The sequence below is a fragment of the Cellulophaga baltica 18 genome, from assembly GCF_000468615.2.
GTDB classification, from domain to species: Bacteria; Bacteroidota; Bacteroidia; order Flavobacteriales; family Flavobacteriaceae; genus Cellulophaga; species Cellulophaga baltica.
Genome location: NZ_CP009976.1, coordinates 3,190,283 through 3,212,467 on the forward strand (window position 1 = coordinate 3,190,283; position 22,185 = coordinate 3,212,467).

Annotated in this window: 22 protein-coding genes; 17 read left to right on the forward strand and 5 right to left on the reverse strand. The window is 34.2% G+C overall.

Annotated features, from left to right (window positions below; genetic code table 11):
• Window positions 1–2: 2 nt before the first annotated feature.
• Together M666_RS13625 and M666_RS13630 are read right to left on the reverse strand one after the other, a co-directional pair.
• Window positions 3–779, reverse strand: a complete 777-nt coding sequence (locus M666_RS13625) for a DUF3050 domain-containing protein (protein WP_029446313.1) — start codon at window positions 777–779, stop codon at window positions 3–5.
• A 255-nt stretch (window positions 780–1,034) separates the two neighbouring features.
• Window positions 1,035–2,459, reverse strand: a complete 1,425-nt coding sequence (locus tag M666_RS13630; protein WP_024480571.1) for an L-serine ammonia-lyase — start codon at window positions 2,457–2,459, stop codon at window positions 1,035–1,037.
• A 120-nt stretch (window positions 2,460–2,579) separates the two neighbouring features.
• Here M666_RS13630 and M666_RS13635 point away from each other — a divergent pair, with 120 nt between their 5' ends.
• From M666_RS13635 to M666_RS13665, 7 genes are all read left to right on the forward strand, one after another.
• A complete protein-coding gene (locus tag M666_RS13635; RefSeq protein WP_024480572.1) occupies window positions 2,580–2,948 on the forward strand; it encodes a S24 family peptidase in 369 nt (122 codons plus the stop codon).
• Window positions 2,945–4,210 (forward strand): Y-family DNA polymerase, encoded by a 1,266-nt coding sequence (locus M666_RS13640; protein ID WP_029446314.1) that lies wholly within the window; start codon window positions 2,945–2,947, stop codon window positions 4,208–4,210. Before M666_RS13635 ends, M666_RS13640 begins: the two co-directional genes overlap by 4 nt.
• Before the next feature lie 180 nt (window positions 4,211–4,390).
• Window positions 4,391–6,295 carry a molecular chaperone DnaK gene (gene dnaK, locus M666_RS13645; RefSeq protein ID WP_025614982.1) on the forward strand — a complete coding sequence of 635 codons (1,905 nt, stop codon included), beginning with the start codon at window positions 4,391–4,393 and terminating at the stop codon, window positions 6,293–6,295.
• A 215-nt stretch (window positions 6,296–6,510) separates the two neighbouring features.
• Window positions 6,511–7,452, forward strand: a complete 942-nt coding sequence (locus tag M666_RS13650) for a hypothetical protein (RefSeq protein ID WP_029446315.1) — start codon at window positions 6,511–6,513, stop codon at window positions 7,450–7,452.
• A 201-nt stretch (window positions 7,453–7,653) separates the two neighbouring features.
• Window positions 7,654–8,322: a hypothetical protein gene (locus M666_RS13655; protein ID WP_151198064.1), complete on the forward strand. Its 669-nt coding sequence runs from the start codon at window positions 7,654–7,656 to the stop codon at window positions 8,320–8,322.
• A 6-nt stretch (window positions 8,323–8,328) separates the two neighbouring features.
• Entirely contained in the window at window positions 8,329–9,246 is a 918-nt protein-coding gene (locus M666_RS13660) for a hypothetical protein (RefSeq protein WP_029446317.1), read from the forward strand.
• A gap of 202 nt (window positions 9,247–9,448) precedes the next feature.
• A complete protein-coding gene (locus tag M666_RS13665; RefSeq protein WP_316932425.1) occupies window positions 9,449–9,730 on the forward strand; it encodes a hypothetical protein in 282 nt (93 codons plus the stop codon).
• Window positions 9,731–9,810: 80 nt separating this feature from the next.
• On the opposite strand, the gene M666_RS13670 is transcribed toward M666_RS13665, so the two are convergent.
• A complete protein-coding gene (locus M666_RS13670) occupies window positions 9,811–10,383 on the reverse strand; it encodes a GNAT family N-acetyltransferase (RefSeq protein WP_029446319.1) in 573 nt (190 codons plus the stop codon).
• Window positions 10,384–11,028 (reverse strand): alpha/beta hydrolase, encoded by a 645-nt coding sequence (locus M666_RS13675; protein ID WP_029446320.1) that lies wholly within the window; start codon window positions 11,026–11,028, stop codon window positions 10,384–10,386.
• A gap of 117 nt (window positions 11,029–11,145) precedes the next feature.
• Between M666_RS13675 and M666_RS13680 the strand changes: the two genes are divergently transcribed.
• From M666_RS13680 to M666_RS13725, 10 genes are all read left to right on the forward strand, one after another.
• Window positions 11,146–11,568 (forward strand): PaaI family thioesterase, encoded by a 423-nt coding sequence (locus M666_RS13680; protein ID WP_024480580.1) that lies wholly within the window; start codon window positions 11,146–11,148, stop codon window positions 11,566–11,568.
• A 1-nt stretch (window position 11,569) separates the two neighbouring features.
• Complete coding sequence (locus M666_RS13685; protein ID WP_029446321.1) at window positions 11,570–12,676, forward strand: chorismate-binding protein; 1,107 nt, start codon at window positions 11,570–11,572, stop codon at window positions 12,674–12,676.
• Window positions 12,677–12,700: 24 nt separating this feature from the next.
• A complete protein-coding gene (gene menD / locus M666_RS13690; protein ID WP_029446322.1) occupies window positions 12,701–14,455 on the forward strand; it encodes a 2-succinyl-5-enolpyruvyl-6-hydroxy-3-cyclohexene-1-carboxylate synthase in 1,755 nt (584 codons plus the stop codon).
• A 39-nt stretch (window positions 14,456–14,494) separates the two neighbouring features.
• Window positions 14,495–14,839: a DUF2853 family protein gene (locus tag M666_RS13695; RefSeq protein ID WP_024480583.1), complete on the forward strand. Its 345-nt coding sequence runs from the start codon at window positions 14,495–14,497 to the stop codon at window positions 14,837–14,839.
• 109 nt (window positions 14,840–14,948) lie between these two features.
• A complete protein-coding gene (locus M666_RS13700) occupies window positions 14,949–15,779 on the forward strand; it encodes a CvfB family protein (protein ID WP_029446323.1) in 831 nt (276 codons plus the stop codon).
• A 158-nt stretch (window positions 15,780–15,937) separates the two neighbouring features.
• Window positions 15,938–16,537, forward strand: a complete 600-nt coding sequence (locus M666_RS13705; RefSeq protein WP_024480585.1) for a sporulation protein — start codon at window positions 15,938–15,940, stop codon at window positions 16,535–16,537.
• Between the two features lie 2 nt (window positions 16,538–16,539).
• Window positions 16,540–17,448, forward strand: coding sequence for a 1,4-dihydroxy-2-naphthoate octaprenyltransferase (gene menA, locus M666_RS13710; RefSeq protein ID WP_024480586.1), 909 nt, complete (start codon window positions 16,540–16,542; stop codon window positions 17,446–17,448).
• Between the two features lie 36 nt (window positions 17,449–17,484).
• Complete coding sequence (locus M666_RS13715) at window positions 17,485–18,249, forward strand: LytR/AlgR family response regulator transcription factor (RefSeq protein ID WP_024480587.1); 765 nt, start codon at window positions 17,485–17,487, stop codon at window positions 18,247–18,249.
• Window positions 18,250–18,689: 440 nt separating this feature from the next.
• Window positions 18,690–20,672 (forward strand): sensor histidine kinase, encoded by a 1,983-nt coding sequence (locus M666_RS13720; RefSeq protein ID WP_024480588.1) that lies wholly within the window; start codon window positions 18,690–18,692, stop codon window positions 20,670–20,672.
• Between the two features lie 25 nt (window positions 20,673–20,697).
• Entirely contained in the window at window positions 20,698–21,378 is a 681-nt protein-coding gene (locus M666_RS13725; protein ID WP_029446324.1) for a metal-dependent hydrolase, read from the forward strand.
• A 2-nt stretch (window positions 21,379–21,380) separates the two neighbouring features.
• Here M666_RS13725 and M666_RS13730 read toward each other — a convergent pair whose 3' ends face one another.
• Window positions 21,381–22,175 (reverse strand): SDR family oxidoreductase, encoded by a 795-nt coding sequence (locus tag M666_RS13730; RefSeq protein ID WP_024480590.1) that lies wholly within the window; start codon window positions 22,173–22,175, stop codon window positions 21,381–21,383.
• Window positions 22,176–22,185 lie beyond the last annotated feature (10 nt).

Here is a 22,185-nt window from a genome sequence, read left to right on the forward strand (position 1 = left end):
TTCTAAGCGTCTTTTTTCGTTAGAATTATTTTAGTTATTCCATCCCATAATTCAATCCGCTTTTGCAAGGCCTCCTTAGCGCTATCTAATGTTTCCTTCCATTTTGTCTCATCATCCCCACATAATTCTGAAATCATTTTTAAAGAAAGCGGACCGTGTTCATCGCCATCTAATTCTATATGGCGCTCTAAATAGTACCTCAATTTATTATAATGTGTATTCTCTTTGTCAGCTTGCTTTAAGATTTCAAAAAACATATCTGGAATTAAGTCTTCGCGGCCAAAAGTAAAGGCAGAAGCCACTACATGCGTTTTTTTAGTAGCAATAGCATCAAATGAAAAGTTGACAAAATTAATAACAGAGGAGTCAATTGCACTTGCTTCTAATGCGCTTGTCACAGCAGTACCATTTTCAATCGCTTTAATAAATGAGGCTATAGTTGCGGTACTAGCACCAATTTGATCCATGGCCTCTAAGTACATTTCAAAATGGCTTCTTGGGATTTCTTCTTCGTTCACATCACTTTCTTCGCCGTGAACAATTTCATTGATAAAACGAGCTAAAGTGGCGTTTTTTCTAGGAATCCAAGGGGTTGTGGTTGTGGTTAGGTCAATCTGTAATGCTTTTAAAAGCGACATAAAGTCCCAAACAGCAAAAACATGATGTTCCATGAAAACCTTAACATCATCTAAATCATTAAGATTTTTATAGAGGGCATGAGATTTTAATTGTAGCCTTAAGTCGGCAAGCTCATTCTCTATATGGTCTAATTTATTCATGATTCTGGAATTTTCTTACGAAGAAACAAGAAAATCGTCGAAAATAAAATTAAAACTATTTATATAGGAATAAACTTAATAGAAAAGAAAAAATCTCTGGAAGATGATCCTCTCAGAGATATTAGCATAAGGTTATTTTTTTTTGGCTCTTTTCTCCTCTTTCTTTTCTTTAGCTGTTTTTAGAGGTTCTTTTTTTACATTCTTTTTTGCGTCTTTACTTTTTGCCATGGTTCTTTTTTTTAGAAATTAATATAATTAACAATCACTCAAGAACACCCCTACAGCCAAACCTCCTTCAGAGGTTTCTTTGTATTTAGAGTTCATATCTTTTGCTGTTTCCCACATCGTTTGTACCACTTTATCCAACGGTACTTTAGCATCTTTAGGGTCTGAACCTAGGGCTAATTCTGCCGCATTAATGGCTTTAATAGCGCCCATAGAATTACGTTCAATGCAGGGTATTTGTACCAAACCACCAATAGGATCACAGGTTAATCCTAAGTGGTGTTCCATAGCAATTTCTGCGGCCATTAATACTTGCTCTGGAGTACCGCCTAATAGTTCTGTTAATGCACCTGCTGCCATGGCAGAAGATACACCAATTTCTGCTTGGCACCCGCCCATAGCGGCAGAAATAGTAGCGCCCTTTTTAAAGATGCTTCCTATTTCACCAGAAACCAACAAGAATTTTTTGATATCTTCAAAACCTGCGGTATGATCTTCAATAACCAAATAATACATCAAAACGGCAGGAATTACTCCTGCGCTACCATTGGTGGGGGCTGTAACAACTCGTCCTAATGAAGCATTAACTTCATTAACGGCTAAAGCAAAACAACTTACCCATTGTAAAATTTGTCTGAATTTAACTTCGGTTTTTCGTATAGCAGAAAGCCATTCCTGTGGGGTAGTATAGGGCTCGCTATCTTTTAATTTTAAATGCATGTCAAAAGCACGTCTGCGGACATTTAATCCGCCCGGTAAAGAACCTTCTGTATGGCAACCGGTATACATACATTCAAGCATGGTATCCCAGATGCGATGTAATTCATGGTCTATCTCAGCGTCTGTACGCAAGGAGCGTTCATTCTCTAAAACTATTTCTGATACTGTTTTTTGCTCTTTAGCGCAGAAAGCTAACAATTCTACGCCATTGGTTACTGGAAAGGGAAAAGCTTTAAAAATTTCTAAATTCTTCTTTGCTCTTTTCCGTTCTTCTTTTACTACAAATCCGCCGCCAATAGAGTAATATGTATTTTTAATTTTTTTTCCTGTGTTCAAGAGGGCCTCGAATGTCATCCCATTGGCATGAAAAGGAAGGAATTCTTTTTTGAATATAATATTTTTATCAGGGTTAAAGCTAAGGGTTAGTTTCCCGTCAAATTCTATTTTTTGTTCTTCTTTAATGCGTTTTACTATGCTAGAAATGTGTTCTATAGGAATATATTCAGGGTCCTGACCAGACAGACCTAACATCACGGCATAATCGGTAGCATGCCCTTTACCTGTGAGTGATAACGAACCGTAAATAGATACATTGATTTCAACAACATCTATGAAGTTTTCATTGGCATGTAATTCTTTAATCCATTTTTCAGCAGCACGCCAAGGTCCTAGGGTATGTGAACTTGAGGGTCCCACCCCAATTTTAAGCATATCAAAAGTACTGATTGACTCCATAAATAATTTGTTATAAATACAACTTTCAAGGGTAAATGTACTGACTAATTTCACAATTTCTAAATTTATTTATTTAAGGATATTATCCATTAATTAGGAATATATCCATATTTTTGTTTCATGGAATTGTTTTCTCACGGAAAAATTAAAAAAGTAGAACAGCGGCATGCACCAGAAGTCTCAAAACAGACCGGGTTTCCGAGTCCCGCTACGCATTATTTAGAACCTTCTATTCATCTTGATCAGGAGCTAATCACCAATCGTGATGCTACTTTTTTTGTACGGATAGATAGTGATGAACTGGCAGATTTTCTTATCTATAAGAATGATGTTTTAATTATAGACCGCTCTTTATATCCTAAAGAAAATAATTTGGCTATGGTAGTTGTAGAAGGGGAGTTTAAGGTCATTCGTATTCCACCAAAAGAAAAATCTACCACATTTACTTTATGGGGTGTCATAACCTATATTATACATTCTTGTAAATGATTGCATTAGTAGATTGTAATAGTTTTTATGCCTCTTGTGAATTGGTTTTTAGACCAGATCTTGTGGGGAGGCCAGTGGTTGTTTTAAGTAATAATGATGGTTGTATCATTGCTGCAAATAAAGAAGCTAAGGCTTTGACGAATATCCCGATGTTTGAGCCTGTTTTTAAAATTAAGAAGCAATTGCTAGAACACAAGGTTGTTTTCTTTTCCTCTAACTATACTTTGTATGGCGAAATGTCGCAACGGGTGATTAATATTCTAAAGACTTTTTCTGATCGTGTAGAGGTGTATAGTATCGATGAGTCTTTTTTAGATTTGAGTGATATGCCAGAAGAGACCTTAGAAGCCTATGCACATCAAATTAAAGATACTATTCTAAGATATACAGGTTTGCCTGTTGGAGTGGGTATTGCGCCAACAAAGGTACTCTCCAAACTGGCAAATAAGATGGCTAAAAAAAGACCAGAAAATAATTATGTATGTGTTATTCGTTCTGAAGCAGATCGGATAGAAGCATTAAAGTGGTGTGCTGTTAAAGATGTTTGGGGTATTGGAAAAAAACATAGGGAGCGTGTTATGAATATTGGCGTGGCTAGCGCTTATGATTTTTCTAAGCTGCCTTTGGCATGGGTGCGTAAAGAAATGACGGTAGTAGGAGAACGCACATGGCGCGAATTAAATGGAGAAGTAGCAATGGATTTTACGACGGATTTTAAAAAGAAAAAAGCCATTGGTACCGCAAAATCTTTTGGTAAAAAATTGGTGAACCTAGATATTATAGAAGAGGCCTGTTCTTATTATGTAGGAGAGGTAACAGAAGTTTTGCGTGCACAGGGCTCTTGTGCAAGTGCGTTACAGGTATTTATTACAACCAATTACCATAGTGATAGGGACCAGCAGTATGCTAATAGTATAACGGTAAAACTAGCATTACCTACCAATGATACCTTTGTATTAATCAAAGAAGCTAAAAAGGCCTTACACCTTATATATAAGGCGGGCTACCGTTATAAAAAAGTTGGGGTTAATTTATTAGGGATTATTCCAGAACACTATGTACAAGGCAATTTGTTTGAGCTTCCTTCTACATCAAATAACAAGTTGGCACAAGTCGTAGACCGTTTAAATCTCAAATTTGGGAAATCTAAGGTTTCTTCTGCCTTAGTCGGAACTCGGATTAAAGAGTGGGAATTGATAAAAGAAGAACGTAGCCCAAGGTATACCACTCAGTGGAATGAGATGTTGCGGATAAAAGGCTGAAATAGTTGCAGTAACAATTTTGTATTCTAGTCTTTTTTATGTCAGCTATGGCAAATAAGGACTACTATTTATCTTGATTAGTTTATAAAAATGACATCCTGTCAGTTTTGTTCTCTTGGCATATTGTTTGCCAAATAGTAAGAGAATATAAAAAGCACTAATAATTAAACTAAATAAGAGATGAGTAAAATTATAGGAATTGATTTAGGAACTACAAACTCTTGCGTTTCTGTAATGGAAGGTAATGAAGCTGTAGTAATCCCGAATGCAGAAGGAAAAAGAACTACACCATCAGTTATCGCATTTGTAGAAGGTGGAGAGATTAAAGTAGGAGATCCTGCAAAGAGACAAGCAGTTACAAACCCAACAAAAACGATTTATTCTATAAAGCGTTTTATGGGGAACAAATTCTCAGAATCTAGCGCAGAAGCTAAAAGAGTACCTTATAAGGTAGTAAAAGGAGATAATGATACTCCAAGAGTAGATATTGATGGTCGTTTATACACACCACAAGAATTATCTGCAATGATTCTTCAGAAAATGAAGAAAACAGCAGAAGACTATTTAGGTCAGTCTGTATCAAGAGCGGTAATTACAGTTCCTGCTTATTTTAACGATGCACAAAGACAGGCAACAAAAGAAGCTGGTGAGATTGCTGGTTTAACTGTAGAGCGTATCATTAACGAACCAACAGCTGCTTCTTTAGCATATGGTATGGATAAGAAAGATACCGATCAAAAAATTGTTGTTTTTGATTTTGGTGGAGGTACACATGATGTTTCTATCCTTGAATTAGGAGATGGCGTTTTTGAAGTATTAGCTACAGATGGTGATACACACTTAGGTGGTGATGATGTTGATCAAAAAATTATCGATTGGTTAGCTGATGAATTTAAAGGAGAAGAAAGTATTGATTTACGTGATGATGCTATGGCATTACAACGTTTACGTGAGGCTGCTGAAAAAGCCAAAATCGAATTATCATCTTCTGCTTCAACAGAAATTAACTTACCATATGTTACGGCTACTGCAAGTGGACCAAAGCACTTAGTACGTACGTTGACTTTAGCTAAATTTAATCAATTGATTGATGACTTAGTAAAAAGAACTATTGAGCCTTGTGCTACAGCATTGAAAAATGCAGGTTTATCTAAGAGTGATATTGATGAAATTATCTTAGTAGGTGGTTCTACAAGAATCCCTGCAGTTGTTGAGGCTGTTGAGAAATTCTTCGGAAAAAAACCATCAAAAGGTGTTAACCCTGATGAAGTTGTAGCGGTAGGTGCTGCAATTCAAGGTGGTGTATTAACGGGTGATGTTAAAGATGTATTATTATTAGATGTTACGCCATTATCTTTAGGTATTGAAACTATGGGTGGTGTAATGACTAAGTTGATTGAAGCGAATACTACGATTCCTACAAAGAAATCTCAAGTATTCTCTACAGCAGCAGATAATCAGCCTTCAGTGGAAATTCACGTTTTACAAGGTGAAAGACCAATGGCGGCAGATAACAAAAACATCGGACGTTTTCATTTAGATGGTATTCCACCAGCACAAAGAGGTACTCCTCAAATTGAAGTAACTTTTGATATTGATGCAAACGGAATTATTAAAGTATCTGCAACAGATAAAGCGACTAATAAAACTCAGGATATTAGAATTGAAGCTTCTTCAGGTTTAACAGAAGAAGAAATCAAGAAAATGAAAGCAGAAGCAGAAGCTAATGCGGAGTCTGATAAAAAAGCGAAAGAAACTGCAGATAAGTTAAATGAAGCTGATGGAATGATCTTCCAAACAGAAAAGCAATTAACTGAATTTGGTGAAAAATTATCTGATGATAAGAAAAAACCAATCGAAGATGCTTTAACAGAGTTAAAAGCAGCATACGAGTCTAAAGACATCGCTGTAATTACTCCAGCTTTAGATAAAATTAATGAAGCTTGGAAAGTTGCCTCTGAAGAAATGTACAAAGCGCAAGCTGAAGCACAAGGTGGAGCTGCTCCAGGACCAGATGCTGCTGCAGGTGCAGATACAGCTGAAGGTGATAACGTTGAAGACGTAGATTTCGAAGAAGTTAAATAAGCCCAAAAGCTTTTCCCAACGCAAGTAGGGATCTTTTAAGAATACATAATAACAAAAAACTCCGACTAGTACAGTCGGAGTTTTTTATTTTGTACTAGAATTGAAATCACCATATCTAAGGTAATTTTTGTTTATATAAGTGCTAGTTTTAGAATTATCACAATTAATTACTATTCGCTAAATAGTTTTCATAGAATAACTACTAAATTTGTACTATGATGAAAAACTACCCTTCAACCCTTGTAAGAACTTTTCTAGTACCAACTTTAATGTGTGTCGCTTTTACAGCGAAGGCACAAAAAGCTAAAATTTTTACACTTGCAGATTTCGATTTAGTAGGAAAAGTTAAGACATGCCTAGTGATCACCGATTATGGGAAGGAAGAATTTAACTTTAATGAAAAGGGCGTACTTACAAAACTTACCACACGCTATAATGAAGCTGATTATGACATTACATATTATAGATTTGTAAATGAGGCCATCAGTGAAAAACGTGTTGAGAACTACCGCGATGGCGTTTTTGATAAAACGACATCTATAGCCAACTTCTATAGCACGGATACCATACCTTCCGGAAAAAAAATAACCGAAAAGATAATTTCATATACCAAAGAATTCTTAGATCAATATGAGTATTTCTATGATGCAGAAGATAAGCTTATTGAAATTAAAAGAAATAATGATAACGGTATTGAAAGTACGCTAGTTACCTATGCTACGGATAAAGGAGAGACTACCACGACGTATACTATAAATGAAGAGGTACAGAAAACGGTGCGTACATCTGAACGTAAAACAAAAACAAAAGGAATACAGCGTATTGAGCTGACCAAAGAATTTGTGGAGGGGAAGCCGTCAAAAGCGCTAGAGCAAATTTTTAATGAAAACGATAAGTTAGTTTCTGAAAACTTTTTTGATTTTGATACCAAAACAAATGCGTTCTATTCTAAAGAATTGAAGACCTACAGCTATAATGCCTTAGGGATGCGTACGGGAGTAAAAACACAGCAGGGTAAGTTAATACGTGCAAAAGAATATATTTATCAGTATGATAACGGAGAAAAGGGGAATTGGATCAAACAGATTATAACCCCTGATAACACATTTATCAGCCGTAAGATAAAATATTATGAGGCCACGGTACTTGAAGAGTAGATTTTTTTTAGTATTTTTCTTTATCATTAATTAATTACACAGAAAACTAGTATAATAAGTATCTTATTTAACGCGATGAAACGATTACGGAATACTGGAATTTACTACTTGATCTTCGGTATTTTATTGGCAGTCAGTTATGTTTTTAGCAATTTATGGCCAATTAGTATTTTGGGTGTATTGCTTTTGTTAATTTTTTTAGTGTTAAAATATTTCTTTAAAGAAGCATCCTTCGCTTTCTCTTGGAATAAGAGAGCACTACAATTATTAGATGTTTTACTCATAGCGCTACCCTTCATATATGTCGCATTAATTTCTTGGTATGTTTGGAGGCCTTATAGGCAGACTGTTATTTTACCTAATAATTACGAAGGTATTGTTGCTGTAAAATACAATGTAGCTAATGGTCAAGATGAAATCTGGACCAGTTCATTTTTTGGTTTATGTGGTTCTAGATTGATAAAAGTTGATACTTCTGGTATTGCAAGAACTTCTTTTAAGTTTCATGACAATTCAGTTCCGCTTCTCGGAATTAGGCAGATGAATTACAATCGAGGGGGATTAAAAATTTATTATGAACATAATCTTGATGATGAAGTAGTAGAAGGATTTGATGGTACGTGGTTTATTAATGATTACGCCGGAGGAGGTGGAAAAAAGATCTACAGTACAGGGTATAGCTACTATCCCTTGATGGTTTTTGTAGTGGTACAACCAGAGAATTATTTCGATTATTTTATGACAGCGAAAGAAATAGAAATTTGGGTAGCAGGAGAAAAGAAGAAGTATCCTAATTCTTATATAGAACAGCCAACCCATAAATTAAATGCAAAAAGCATTGAGTTTTTAAGAGATAATAAAATTTTATAAAAAGCTATGCCTCCATTAACTATCAAATTTCAGTGTTTCATTCCAAACTCTTTAGGGAAACCTATTTTCGATTATTTCAAAAATCAAAAGCATTTTAATAAAATTAAAAATAGAGCTGAATTTACTAAAAAACTGAAGGCTCTCGATTCTAATGGTTATACTTGGTTACCGGAACCAGGGGGTAGTATTACTGATAATTATTTCGCAACAGATAATATCGACCTGCATGATGAAAGTTTATTTCATGACACACGTTTGGGGTTTCATATGCAGATTGAAGCTGAAAAAATAGGGGATTTTAGTTATATGGATAATGTTTTTGAGCATGCTAAACATGGTAATGGATGGGGTGGTGTAAATAGTCAGCACTCAGGTGAGAGTCACCAAGTTAAGGCATATATTAAAAGAGAGCCTGTCAGCTATATTGATACGGGAACAGCTTTTATGGAATCTGGAGATTATATTTATACAGGGATTTGTAAAGATAAAATAGCAGCAAAACGATCTAAAGAAGAGCCTCTTACAATGAATTTTGAAAATAAATTATTAGGTACTTATTTTCATCAGTCAGGGGCAATAATTCCTAAGGATAGTACAGTATTTAAGATTTCTGCCTCTGCGGGATATCCATTTGCAGAACCATTATCACCAAATATCGATTTTGAATTAGAAATTCAATTAACAAAAAATTTGACCTCAAGAAATATAACAATAAATATTTCAGGGTGGCATAACGATTTTCCTGCTTACGAATTAATAATTGGAAATGAAATAGTCTATAATCATAACCCTGCAAAATTTGGATATACGGGTCCTACCCCTCGTAATTTGACCAAGAGTAGGGAATTTAATTTTTCGAAGTGGATAAGACTAGAAGATTGGGAGGTTCGTGATATAGACAAAAGAACAAAGTTTGAAAGATGATATTGTTATTTTATTTTCTTTTGGCTACATAAAAAACAGGGTGTTTTTATAGGCAAAAAAACTTATTATAGCGAGACCTTATTTGTGAAATTTATTAATTGTTAATTTTATTGCCATCAAAACATTAGAAGGTGTATATCAAATTATAGGTTTTAATCAGGACAGAGACCAATCTGGTTATACTGGTTATTTACGATTAATTGTGACTAGTAAAAATCGTGTGGATGCTATTTGGACGATTGGAGGTGAACAAACGCAAACGGGAAAAGGGTTCTTCAAGGACGACGTTTTAGTCATTAACTTTTCTTATCGTGGAGAATTAAAAAACAGACCTAAAACTTTTAAGGGTGTTGTGGTGTACAAGATGATAAATGACAATGTTCTAGATGGCTTTTGGTCAGAAAAATTTGGTGATGATGATTATTTAGGGTTTGAAGAAGGGAGAAGACTATCGGTTGATGAAGTCTCAAAATTAAAATTATAAGCGTTCCAATAAGGTTTGCTAGACCACTCGAACTGATAGTATACTTTATTTCAGGACTTAATTATTTGGATTTTCTTTTTTTAAATCGAATTTTTGAAGTTACTATCAATCCATTCTTCTTTCAAGAGTCCGTAACAGCACGTATTTCGTTTAAACCCATCTAATAAATACACATTCTTACGTAAAACTCCTTCTAGGACACAGCCTAGTTTTTCCACAGCTTTACGGGAAGCGGTATTGCGCTCATCTATTCTAAATTCTACTTTTTCCATCTGCAATTCTGTGAATGCATACTGGAGCATTAAGGCTTTCATTTGCGTATTTAATCCTGAGCCATGAAATTCCCGGCCAATCCAAGTAGCGCCAATCTCTAGTATTTTATTTTTCCAATTGATGTTCATAAAACGGGTGCTACCAGCATAACTGCTGATTCGTTTATCATATATGATAAACGGAATACTAGTTTCTGCCTCCTGTTGCTTTAAAGCAATCTTCACATAGTTTTCTAAATCTACCAGAGTTTCAATGGCAGAAGGCGAGTACTGTACTAATTTAGGCTGTTCGGCAATTGGGCAGAGGTATTCAAAATTTTCCAAGCTCAGTGGTGTGAGTTTTACAACATCGTTTTCTAGTGTAATGGCTTTTGTTTTCATTTAGACTAAACTATTAATAATTTCTTTTCTCACTTCATGTCCGCCTTCAAAAGTGGTGATTTCTGCTTTATTATTAAATAAAGTCGCTATTTTTTTGGACTCAGATTTCATACGCTCCTCATTTAAGTATTCGTCTTTTGTACCAACAATAATTTTTACTTGCGTGTGTTGCCCTTCTAAAAATTTAAATTCTTCAGGAGTCATCTCCTTCGGTATTCCTCCTGCATAAAGTACGAGCTGATTACATTTTACGCGATTCAAGGCAGTCCACCTAGAAGCAATAGAAACTCCTTGGGAGAAGCCGAAAACAATAAGGTTGGTGTTTTCTGGTAATTGTTCCGCAGCAAAAACAGCATCTAAATAGCTAGAAACATTTTCCATTTCTGCAAGGGTGTTTTCTTTGGTAAGCCAACTAGCGCCAACATGGGTATATTTTCCGTTTAAATAATATTTAGAAGGTGCTTGTGGAGCAATGATGTAATTTTCTTCAGGAGGTAATTCGTTGAAATACCTAAGAAAATATCGACTTAAATAACCGATACCGTGAAAAACAATCCAAATATTTTTTGTCTTCGATGTAAGTGTATTTAGTGTTTCATACGTGTTTTTTGTAGTGTAGGAAACGTGCTTTTCGGTAGAGTTCATGGTAGTTTTTTCTAGAATAGGTATTCAGTCATGAAATTTAAAAAGAATATTCAAATTGAGCTTCTAATCATGGCTTTTGTTTTTCTAGGAATCGTTAATTTTACATAAAATGATTTCATGGAAGATTATAAAGAGAAAATATTAAAGATTTGCAACGAAACCTGCAAAGGTACTTTGATGGAAACTTTAGATATTACTTATGTTGATGTTGGAGAAAATTTTTTGGTAGGTAAAATGCCGGTAACATCAAAAGTGTTCCAGCCAGATGGTGTTTTGCATGGTGGTGCTATGGTGGCTTTGGCAGAAAGTGTAGGGAGCGCTGCTTCTTATATATTTCTAAATGCACAAGAGGTAACCGTTCGTGGCTTAGAAATATCTGCAAATCACGTAAAAAGTATTCGTGAAGGGTATGTGTATGCTAAAGCGATTATCATTCATAAAGGGAGAACTACTCAAGTTTGGGATATTAAACTTACAGATGCTAATGATAATCTAATCTCTATCTGTAAACTTACGACCATATCATTACCTAAAAAGTAATATGCAACACGATTTTTTTCAGAAAGCTAAGAACCATCTTAATGCTTCAAAACCTTTTGTTTTGTACCGTAAGCCGTTAGAGACAACCATTACTGGGTTGTTTCAATCAACAGATGCGCTTCATGTAGTGACTGATTTTTCTAAAACAGGCTTTGTTTTTGCTCCATTTGATTCGGACGGAAAAACAATTTTATTGCAGGTTGATGAGAAAACAGTAACAGAGTATATAGCGAAAGAAGTAAACTCTGCGACAGGTATATTTAAGTCTATTACAGAAGATCAAGATCAAGAATTTCATATCAATTTAGTTCAAAAAGGAATCGATGCCATAGCGCAGTATGGCTTAAGAAAGGTGGTACTCTCTAGAAAAATAGAGGTAAAAACATCTAAATCTGCATTCACTTTGTTTAAAACATTGCTAGATAACTATTCTAATGCCTTTTGTTATCTATGGTACCATCCAAAAGTAGGTTTGTGGTTAGGAGCAACTCCAGAAATTTTGCTAAGAACCGAAAATAGGCAGCTTAAAACCATGTCTTTAGCAGGAACAAATAAAGCAGAAGGAGCGCAAGCACCAGTTTGGGGAGCAAAAGAATTAGAAGAACAGCAAATGGTTACAGATTATATTGCTTCGTCTTTAAAAGAAACGGTTTCTAAGTTAACAATTTCAGAAACAGAATCGGTAAGAGCGGGAAACCTCTGGCATTTAAGAACCTCGGTTTCGGGAGGCTTATCTAACTATAATCTAAAGGAAATTATTGCAGCGTTACACCCTACACCTGCAGTATGTGGCTTACCCAAGAAAGAAGCGAAAGCTTTTATCTTAGAAAATGAAAATTACACTCGAGAATTTTATACTGGATTTTTGGGGGAATTGAATTTTAAAGAAGAAAATTTTAGATCTAGCAATAGACGAAATAGAGAAAACCAAGCCTATAGAACCGTCAAAAACACCACATCGCTCTATGTAAACCTTAGATGTATGCAATTGAAAGATGATAAAGCATGGGTGTATGTAGGTGGGGGAATTACGCAAGAATCAGATCCTGAAAAAGAATGGGAAGAAACGGTAGCAAAAAGTAATACAATGCTCAAAGTAGTATTGTAATTTTGCACCTATAAAATTATTAATTTGAAATACGCTACAATACCCTCTGCTCAAACCGTTGCCCATTATTGTAAAACATATGGCATAAAAGATATTGTTATTTCTCCGGGTTCCCGTAATGCACCGTTAACCATAACGTTTACAGAAGATAATTATTTTAATTGTTTTAGTGTCGTAGATGAGCGTTGTGCGGCATTCTTTGCTTTAGGTATGGCACAGCAGCAACAAAAACCTGTAGCTGTATTATGTACTTCAGGTAGTGCACTTTTAAACTACTATCCTGCTATTTCAGAAGCTTTTTATAGTGATATTCCATTGGTGGTAATTTCTGCAGATAGGCCACCTTATAAGATAGATATTGGAGATGGGCAAACCATTCGTCAGGATCATGTTTTTGATCGTCATATTGGATATTCAGCAAACTTAAAATTAGATGTAAGTCACGCTACAGAAACCATACGAAAGCAAGGAAAAGGCTTATTAGAGGCTAATAGTACCATTGCAGAGCAACAGAGAAAAATAGAATTATATAACGATAAAGAATTGGCGCATGCTTTTCAACTGGCAATTGAACAGATGTCTCCTGTTCATATAAATGTTCCTTTTGAAGAGCCTTTGTATAATACGACTACAACACCTAACCAGCAACCTGTACTAAGCTATCAAAAACCAGTTATAGATGATGTAGAAGATTTGACATCCTTTGCAGCGACCTGGAATAAGTCACAGCGCAAATTGGTTTTGGTGGGCGTAGAGTATCCTAACGCGGTAGCTCAAGAATATCTTAATTTTTTAGCGAATGATGCATCGGTTATTGTATTAACAGAAACAACATCAAATTTACATCACCCTAATTTTTTTACAAGTATTGATAGTCTTATTGCGCCTATAGAAAAATCAGCCAACAGTGATGAGCTGTTTAAAAAATTACAACCAGAGGTTATTCTGACTTTTGGAGGACTCATTGTATCAAAAAAAATAAAAAGTTTTTTACGAAAATATAAAGCAACAGCACACTGGCATATTGATGCTAAAAAAGCCTACGATACTTTTTTTTCGATTACGCATCATTTTAAAACTTCTGAAAATACGTTTTTTAAAGCCTTTATTCCGCTACTTACTCCTATTGAAAGTGATTATTACGCATACTGGTCAACAGTGAAAATCAAGTATGAAGAGAAAAGAAACCAATATTTGAAGCAAATTCCTTTTTCTGACATGTTGGCTTTTTCTACCGTTGCGAAGACTATTCCTAAGAACTATCAATTACATTTAGCGAATAGCTCTACAGTGCGATACGCGCAATTATTTTCAATAGATCCTAGTATTACAGTTTTTTGCAACCGGGGAACTAGTGGTATAGATGGTTCTACCTCTACAGCTGTAGGGGCGTCTATCTATAATAAGGAACCAACGCTTTTAATTACGGGTGATATCAGTTTCTTATACGATAGTAATGGCTTGTGGAACAAAAAGATACGACCAGACTTTAGAATTATTGTATTTAATAATGATGGTGGTGGAATTTTTAGAATTTTACCAGGGCAAGAAGATACTGTGAACTTTGAAACATTTTTTGAAACTACACATACCGTAGATATTGCAAAACTATGCAGTAGTTTTGATGTTATTCATGAAAAAGTTGATACTGAGGAAATCTTAGAAAAAGCCTTAATTAATTTTTATAAAAGCAGTAAAAAGCCTAAATTGTTAGAGATAAAAACACCTAGACTTATTAATGATAAAATTTTGCTTAGTTATTTTGATTTTATATCTTAGGCAAACATTAATATTTTAAATAAAAGAACACTAACAATTATGAGTAAAAGAGACGAATTAATCGTAAAGTACGCAGCAGACATTAAAGATAAATTTGGTGAAGCGGCTGACATGGATTTATTAACAAAAGTTGCGATAGGATTAGGTCCAGCAATATACAATGCAGATGCTTCTAAAGTATCTGGAGGGGATCAAAAAGAGAAAGACACTGTTAAAAATAATTTCTTAATTAAAAAATTAGGAATGACAGAGAGTGATGACATGATGCCAGCAATTGAAAGCGTTTTAGAAAAGTACGGTTCTTCTAACCGTAACAAGCATAGAGCGGTTGTTTATTATATGCTAGCGAAACACTTTAAAAAACAAGATGTTTATAACAAATAAGTAAGCTACAATATAAAAAGCCGTTTCATGAAAATGAAACGGCTTTTTTGTTTCTAAGAAACAACGAATGTTTTAATAAAAATTATGTTATAAAACGTACTTTTGCAGCATGATAGAATTAGGGAATTACAACACATTAGAAATTTTAAGAGATACAAGTGTAGGACTCTTTTTAGGCGATGAAGAAGGTAATGATGTATTATTGCCCAATAAATATGTACCAGAAATCTACGAAATTGGTGATAAACTTACCGTTTTCTGTTATTTAGATTTTGATGAGCGCCCTGTTGTAACATCATTGACACCTTATATTTTTAGAAATACTTTTAAACTATTAAAGGTAGTAGAAGTAAATAATATTGGCGCCTTCTTAGATTGGGGTTTGGAAAAGCACCTTTTAGTTCCTTTTAGAGAGCAAAGAGAGCGTATGCAAGAAGGGCAGTGGTATGTAGTGTATTGTTACCTCGATGAGAAATCTTTTAGACTGGTAGCCTCAAATAAGTTAGATAAATTTTTAGATAATGAGGAGCTTACCATAGTAGTTAATGAAGAAGTAGATTTAATTGTAACAAGACAAAATGACCTTGGTTGGGATGTTATAATTAATAATAAGCACAAAGGTTTAGTCTATAGTGATCAAGTATTTAAAAAGGTAGCTGTAGGAGATGTTATTAAAGGCTATATAAAGCACATAAGACCGGATAATAAGATTGATGTAAACTTAAAACCAATTGGGTATGAAAGTATAGAGCCAGCAGCTAATGTGATCTATGCTAGATTACAAAAGGAAGGTGGGTATTTAAATTTACACGATAAATCTTCTCCAGATGAAATTACGGCTAAACTGCAAATGAGTAAGAAAGTTTTTAAGAAGAGTATCGGTACTTTATACAAGGATCGTAAGATCACTATTAAGCCAGATGGCATTTATCTACTTTAAAACGAAACTTAAGTCGTATTAGAACCACAATATCATGATATTCAATTAAATAATAGGGCGAAATGTTTCATTTATTTTTAAGAAATATATACATTTACAAGACAGCTAATGAAATTTATACTTTAACTACAAATAACGTCCCCTAATCCAAGTTTAATATGCCATTTATTGAAGAAAGCGATTTACTTGATTTACATAAAGATATCGATAAAGCTCAAATACTTAATGAGCGACTTTTAGACCAGATTAAGTTTAAAAATAAAGAGCTTAAAAGAAATAAGATTCAACGAAATATTCTTGCAGGGGTTACCAGTGTATTTTTATTAGGAGTTTTTGCCTTATATGTCTTCAATGCAGGCAGAAGAAGTAGTGCGCCAGAAACCAATAATAATTTGGTGGTGTATGACTTAGATAGCTTACAAGTGATTAAGTCTAGAATGGATAACTTAAAGTTAAAGAACGAGGAACTCAGTAATGTAAAGGAATTTTACTTGGCTAAAGAATTCCTAGAAAGAGAAAAAATATATTCGGTTCAAATTAAATCGTTCGTAGATAATAATGTAACCTTAGCATCAGAATCCTTATCAAATACCCTGTTCGTTAAAACAAATCCGTTCTATTCGTATTCTTTGGGTAACTTTGAAACTATAGAAGAAGCAAGATCATTTAGATACCAATTAGTGAAAATGGGCTTTGAAGATGCCTTTGTGGCTTCGTATCAAAATGGAAAACGCATACAAATAGAAGATCCCTACTAGCATTGACAAAATTTAAAGCCTGGCTTAACGCAGCAAGATTGCGTACTTTACCATTATCTATCTCCGGAATTATTGTGGGTGCTGCATTAGGAAACTTTTATGGACATCAAAATTGGATTATTTTTATCCTTGCTTTGTGCACCACCATTGGTTTTCAGGTAACCTCTAACTTTGCTAATGATTATGGAGACGGAGTTAAAGGAACAGACAATGAGGAAAGAGTAGGGCCTAAAAGGGCATTGCAAAGTGGTATACTTACTAGAGCAGAATTAAAAAATGGGATTATCATTTCCATAATTGTCGATTTAATCCTTGCCATCACCTTATTAGTTTATTCTTTTGGCACTGAAAACTATCCTTTAATTTTATTGTTTTTTGCTCTTGCACTCGCAAGTGTTTGGGCTGCAATAAAATACACAGTAGGAACTTCAGCCTATGGCTATAAGGGTTTAGGAGATCTTTTTGTTTTTATCTTTTTTGGATTATTAGGGGTGTTAGGATCACTATTTTTATTTACTAAATTCTTAACGCTCACTGCCATATTACCTGCAATAGCAATAGGTTTATTGAGTACGGCAGTTTTAAATTTAAATAATTTAAGAGATGCCATATCAGATAAAAACGCAGGTAAAAACACTCTAGTCGTAAAAATGGGTTTTGAAAATGGAAAAATATACCATTATGTACTTTTGGCTATTTCTTTCGTAAGCATGGTAGCTTTTACGATGCTAAATTATAGTTCTTGGTGTAATTTTATACATTTAATAATATTTATTCCGCTTGGCGTACACGCCCTGAGAGTGTCAAAAACAAAAGAACCCTTTTTATTAGATCCTGAGTTAAAAAAGGTAGCATTAAGTACATTTTTTCTTGCTGTTATCTTTTATTTAAGTTTTAATATTTTTTCGTAGCTTTGGCTTACATAACTTAATAAACTAAAACCAAATTTGGAGCAGCCCATTAAAATTCTTATCGTAGAGGATAACGTTATCATTGCTGATGATATGCAATCAATGTTAGAAGAGATTGGTTATGAGATTGTTGATAATGTCATCGTTTATGAACAAGCGATAGAAGTACTGAAAACTAAGCAAGTAGATCTTGTTTTGATCGATATTATTCTTGCTTCCGATAAGACAGGGATAGATTTAGGAAAACACATTAGAGAAAAGTACAATATCCCTTTCATTTTCGTAACCTCAAACTCAGATAGAGCCACCGTAGAAAATGCAAAGACCGTAAAACCAAACGGGTATCTTGTAAAGCCTTTTGAGCAACAAGACTTATATACTTCTATAGAAATTGCATTATCCAGTTTTAATTATAATGAGAAGGCGGCGGGCACGACTAGCGCTCCTACAGAAGAAGTTACGGATGATAAGTTGGTTTCAAACAGCGTACTTAAAGACTCAATTTTCGTAAAAAAACAGCATCTGTATTATAGAATTCAGTTTGGTGATATTCAGTTTATAAAAGCTGATAATGTGTATTTAGAAGTAAATACAGTAGATAAAAAATTCTTAGTACGTTCTCCTTTAAAAGATTACTTAGAGAAGTTACCTTCTAATAAGTTTTATAGAGCGCATAAGTCTTACATTGTGAATGTAGATCATATAGAAGCGATTAATTCAAAAGATATTTTGATAAATAATAATTTAATACCGATCTCTAAAGAGTTTAAGGAGTTTATAATTTCGGCGATGAATTCTTAAATACAAGAATTTATTAAATTAATACGTAGGGCTGGTCAATGAAAATTAACCAGCCTTTTTTATATCCATAAAGAGGATGAAATACATGATGTAAACTTAAATGGTTTGTTCACCACATAAATTTAAGAGTACACAACAAAATGATGGTAGCTTTGAATCTTAGACATACCTTTGAGGCATGATTAAATAAAGATCCCAAATCTTATCATTTTCATAATCAAATACAAAGACCGAGCAATGCGTTGTTCGGTCTTTTTAATTTAGGGCAAATCTATTTCCAGTTTAAGGGAATATGCGCTAATTTTGATTTTTTTGTAAATTGTTTACATTGGTATACAACAGCATGATTTCAATTGACAACAATATTGCCCGTAATTAATAGTAATTACGCTATGTTTGAATAACACATAAGACCATAAACCTATAATATTAAGAAGCGGATGCACTCTAACCTTATAAAACTGTTTTCTAGAAAAACACTTGTACAGTTTTTATTTCTTTTCTTGTTTGCCGCTGCGATCGGTCAAGAGGATGTAAATGAAGATGTAAATACATACAAAGTATTTCAGAGTGCAAGTAACGCTTCAGCAAGATTTAAATTATTTTTTAATTCTACAAACCGGTACAATCAGACTTCTCCTTTTGATTGGAAAAAGACATTAGAAGAATACCTGGTAGATGCAGAAAACTCAAGCGATACCACAGCTATCTTTCAGTACAAGACCATGCAGAGTCAGGTGATGTTTGATTTAGGAGAGTATTCTAAATGCGTAGCCTTAGCCAATGATTTATATCAGACAAATGAAAATATGTCTGTGACTGAGAAAAAAATCATATTAGAACTTTTAGATAAAAGTTATGAAAAGCTTAAACTTTATGTAAAACAATCTGAAGTACGCAAAGAACGAAAAGAACTTGGTATTTCAAAAGATATAATTTTTTACGATATCTATTCTAATATGGGCTTGCCGAATAAGGCAATGAGAGATTATATTGAAGAAGTAAGTAAAACAATAGATCCAAAAGATTACTATGCCAATGCCGTTTATAACAATAATGTAGGACATTATTTATGGTTAGATAAATCTCCGCCAACAGCGATTACTAAATTTAAGAGTGCAGAATCTTTTGTAAATCTGTATTTAGGCGATGTGATGTTGGCAAAAACAGAAAATGATATTATAAAGGGAAGTTTGCTAAAAGGTATCATTGCCGGTAATATTGGGAAGTGTTATGCTGATTTGAAAAATTTTGAAGACGCTGTTTTTTATCTGGAGAATAGCATTGAGGCTATTTATAAATATAAGATGGGTTCCTACTCTTCTAACCTTATAGAGAATACCTTATACTTAGCAGATTGTTTGCTTCAAACTAATGAGCTTAAAGATGCAAAAAAACTATTAGATAAAGATTTTAAATATGTTGAAGCAGAGCATCAGTTAAAAAGAAACAGATTGTTAGCTGCATATTATGATAAAGTGGCAGACTTTTCTACTGCGTCTTTCTATTATAAAAAAAATATAAGACTTTCAGATTCCATAGCGTCTAATGAACGACTTATTACTGGTCAACAATTAGAGGCCTTAGTGCAATCAGATTTAGAGAATTCTAAGGCAATGTATCGCGAGTCTAAAGAAAGTTTAGAGCTAAAGAGTAGAGAGTTAGATGCGTTGGATAATGAAATATCCTATGTGTATATCTCTTTAGTATTTACTTTATTGGGTTTTGCAGGTTTGGTATACGCTTACCTTAGAAGTATTAAAGTACAGCGCATAATTGTACAGCAAAAGCATATTATTGAAGCTTCGTTGGTAGAAAAAGATTCACTTCTTAAAGAAATACACCACCGGGTTAAAAACAACCTTCAAATGGTATCTAGTTTGTTGAGTTTGCAGACTAAAAACACGAAGAGTAAAGCGGCCATTGAAGCTTTAGAAGAAGGAAAAAGTAGGGTGAAGGCTATGGCATTAATTCACCAGAAATTATATCAAAATGATGATCTTTCGGTAATTGAAATGCAGGGCTATATTGAAAGCCTTGTAAACAGTATACAATCTGTTTATAAGAAAGGCGGACATAAGATTAATATAAATATTGATGCAGAAGCGGTAGAACTAGATATTGATAGAGCAATACCTTTTGGTTTGATCTTAAATGAACTAGTTTCCAATTCCTTTAAATATGGTTTCCCGGAAGATGATGGGAATGGAAAAATCTATATTCACTTGAGAAAAACAACAGAAGAAGGCGGTGGTTATTTTGAGTATTCTGATAATGGAGTAGGAATGCCTTCAGATATGGAAGAACGTGCAGGAGAATCTATGGGGATTAGATTAATGAACCGTTTGGTAAATCAGTTACAGTCAACATTAAATATTGATAAAGTTGAAGAGGGAGTTAAATTTTGGTTTAATTTTAAATAAGTCAAATTAAAAATAGCTTAAAAATATGAAAATAACTTTTCTGGGTCATGCGTCTTTATTGATAAAGACCACAACAGCGACTATTTTGGTAGATCCTTTTATTTCAGGAAATGATTTAGCAATAGGCAAAATAGATATAAACGACTTAAAGCCCGATTATATTTTACTTACACATGCGCATCAAGATCATGTCTTAGATGTAGAAGTTATTGCTGAAAATTCTGGAGCCACGATTGTTAGTAATTATGAAATTGCTACTTATTACGGAAACAAAGGTTTTACAACACACCCTATGAACCATGGGGGAAGTTGGAATTTTGATTTTGGAAAATTAAAGTATGTCAATGCTATTCATACTTCGTCTTTTGCAGACGGTACGTACGGTGGGCAACCAGGTGGCTTTATACTTTCGGCAGACGATAAACACATCTATATTGCAGGAGATACTGCTTTGCATATGGATATGAAATTGATACCATATACTTGTGAGTTGGATCTTGCCATTTTACCTATCGGAGATAATTTTACCATGGGAATAGAAGATGCTATTTTTGCTTCAGATTTTGTAGATTGTGATACAGTTTTGGGATATCACTATGATACTTTTGGTTTTATTAAAATAGATCAAGAAGCAGCTAAAAAACAATTCTCAGAAGCAGATAAAAAATTACACTTATTAGAAATAGGGAAGTCTATTTTAATTTAAAATTAGCGTACCTCGCTTTTTAAAACAATTTTATGAAGGAGTTTTGGGAAAAATCGCTTTAGATAAATTCCTAAAACTTCTTTTTTTCCTATATAAGCCTCAAACTTTTTCTTTTCGATAGCATTTTTCATTCGGGCAGCAAATACATTCACCGCTAAACCATTCTCAGTAGCTTTGTCTTCGGTGTTATTTTTAGAGCCATCTCCAACAAGCGCATTCTTTGCGACATCGGTTTGTATAAATCCCGGGCAGATGATGGTAACGGTAATCCCATCTTTTTCGTGCTCCATCCGTAAAGCGTCAAAAAAGCCATGTAAAGCGTGTTTAACCCCACAGTATCCAGAACGATAGGGAGAAGAAAATTTACCCATTAAGCTGCTTACTACAGCAAACTGACCTTTGTTTTGTAATAGAAATTTGGGCAGTATAGCCTTAGATAGGGCAACAGTTCCTAAATAGTTAATATCCATCAGTTTTTTGTAAACCTCCATGTCCGTTTCTATAATTAAAGAACGTTGGCTCACGCCTGCATTATTTATCAGAAGATCTATAGTTCCGAAAGCATTCCATGCTTCATTAGTTTTTATATTAAATTCTTCAAGTTTTAAGAGATCTAGGGGTAAGATATAGATGTCATTAGGTCTAGGACATTTTTGCTTTACCGCCTGCAGTCCTTCTATATTTCGAGCAGAAATTACCACTTTGGCTCCAGAAGTGGCGTAGGCATACGTCAACGCTTCTCCAATACCCGATGACGCTCCTGTAATCCAAACCACTTTTTCTTGACCCAATCCCATTTCCATTCTA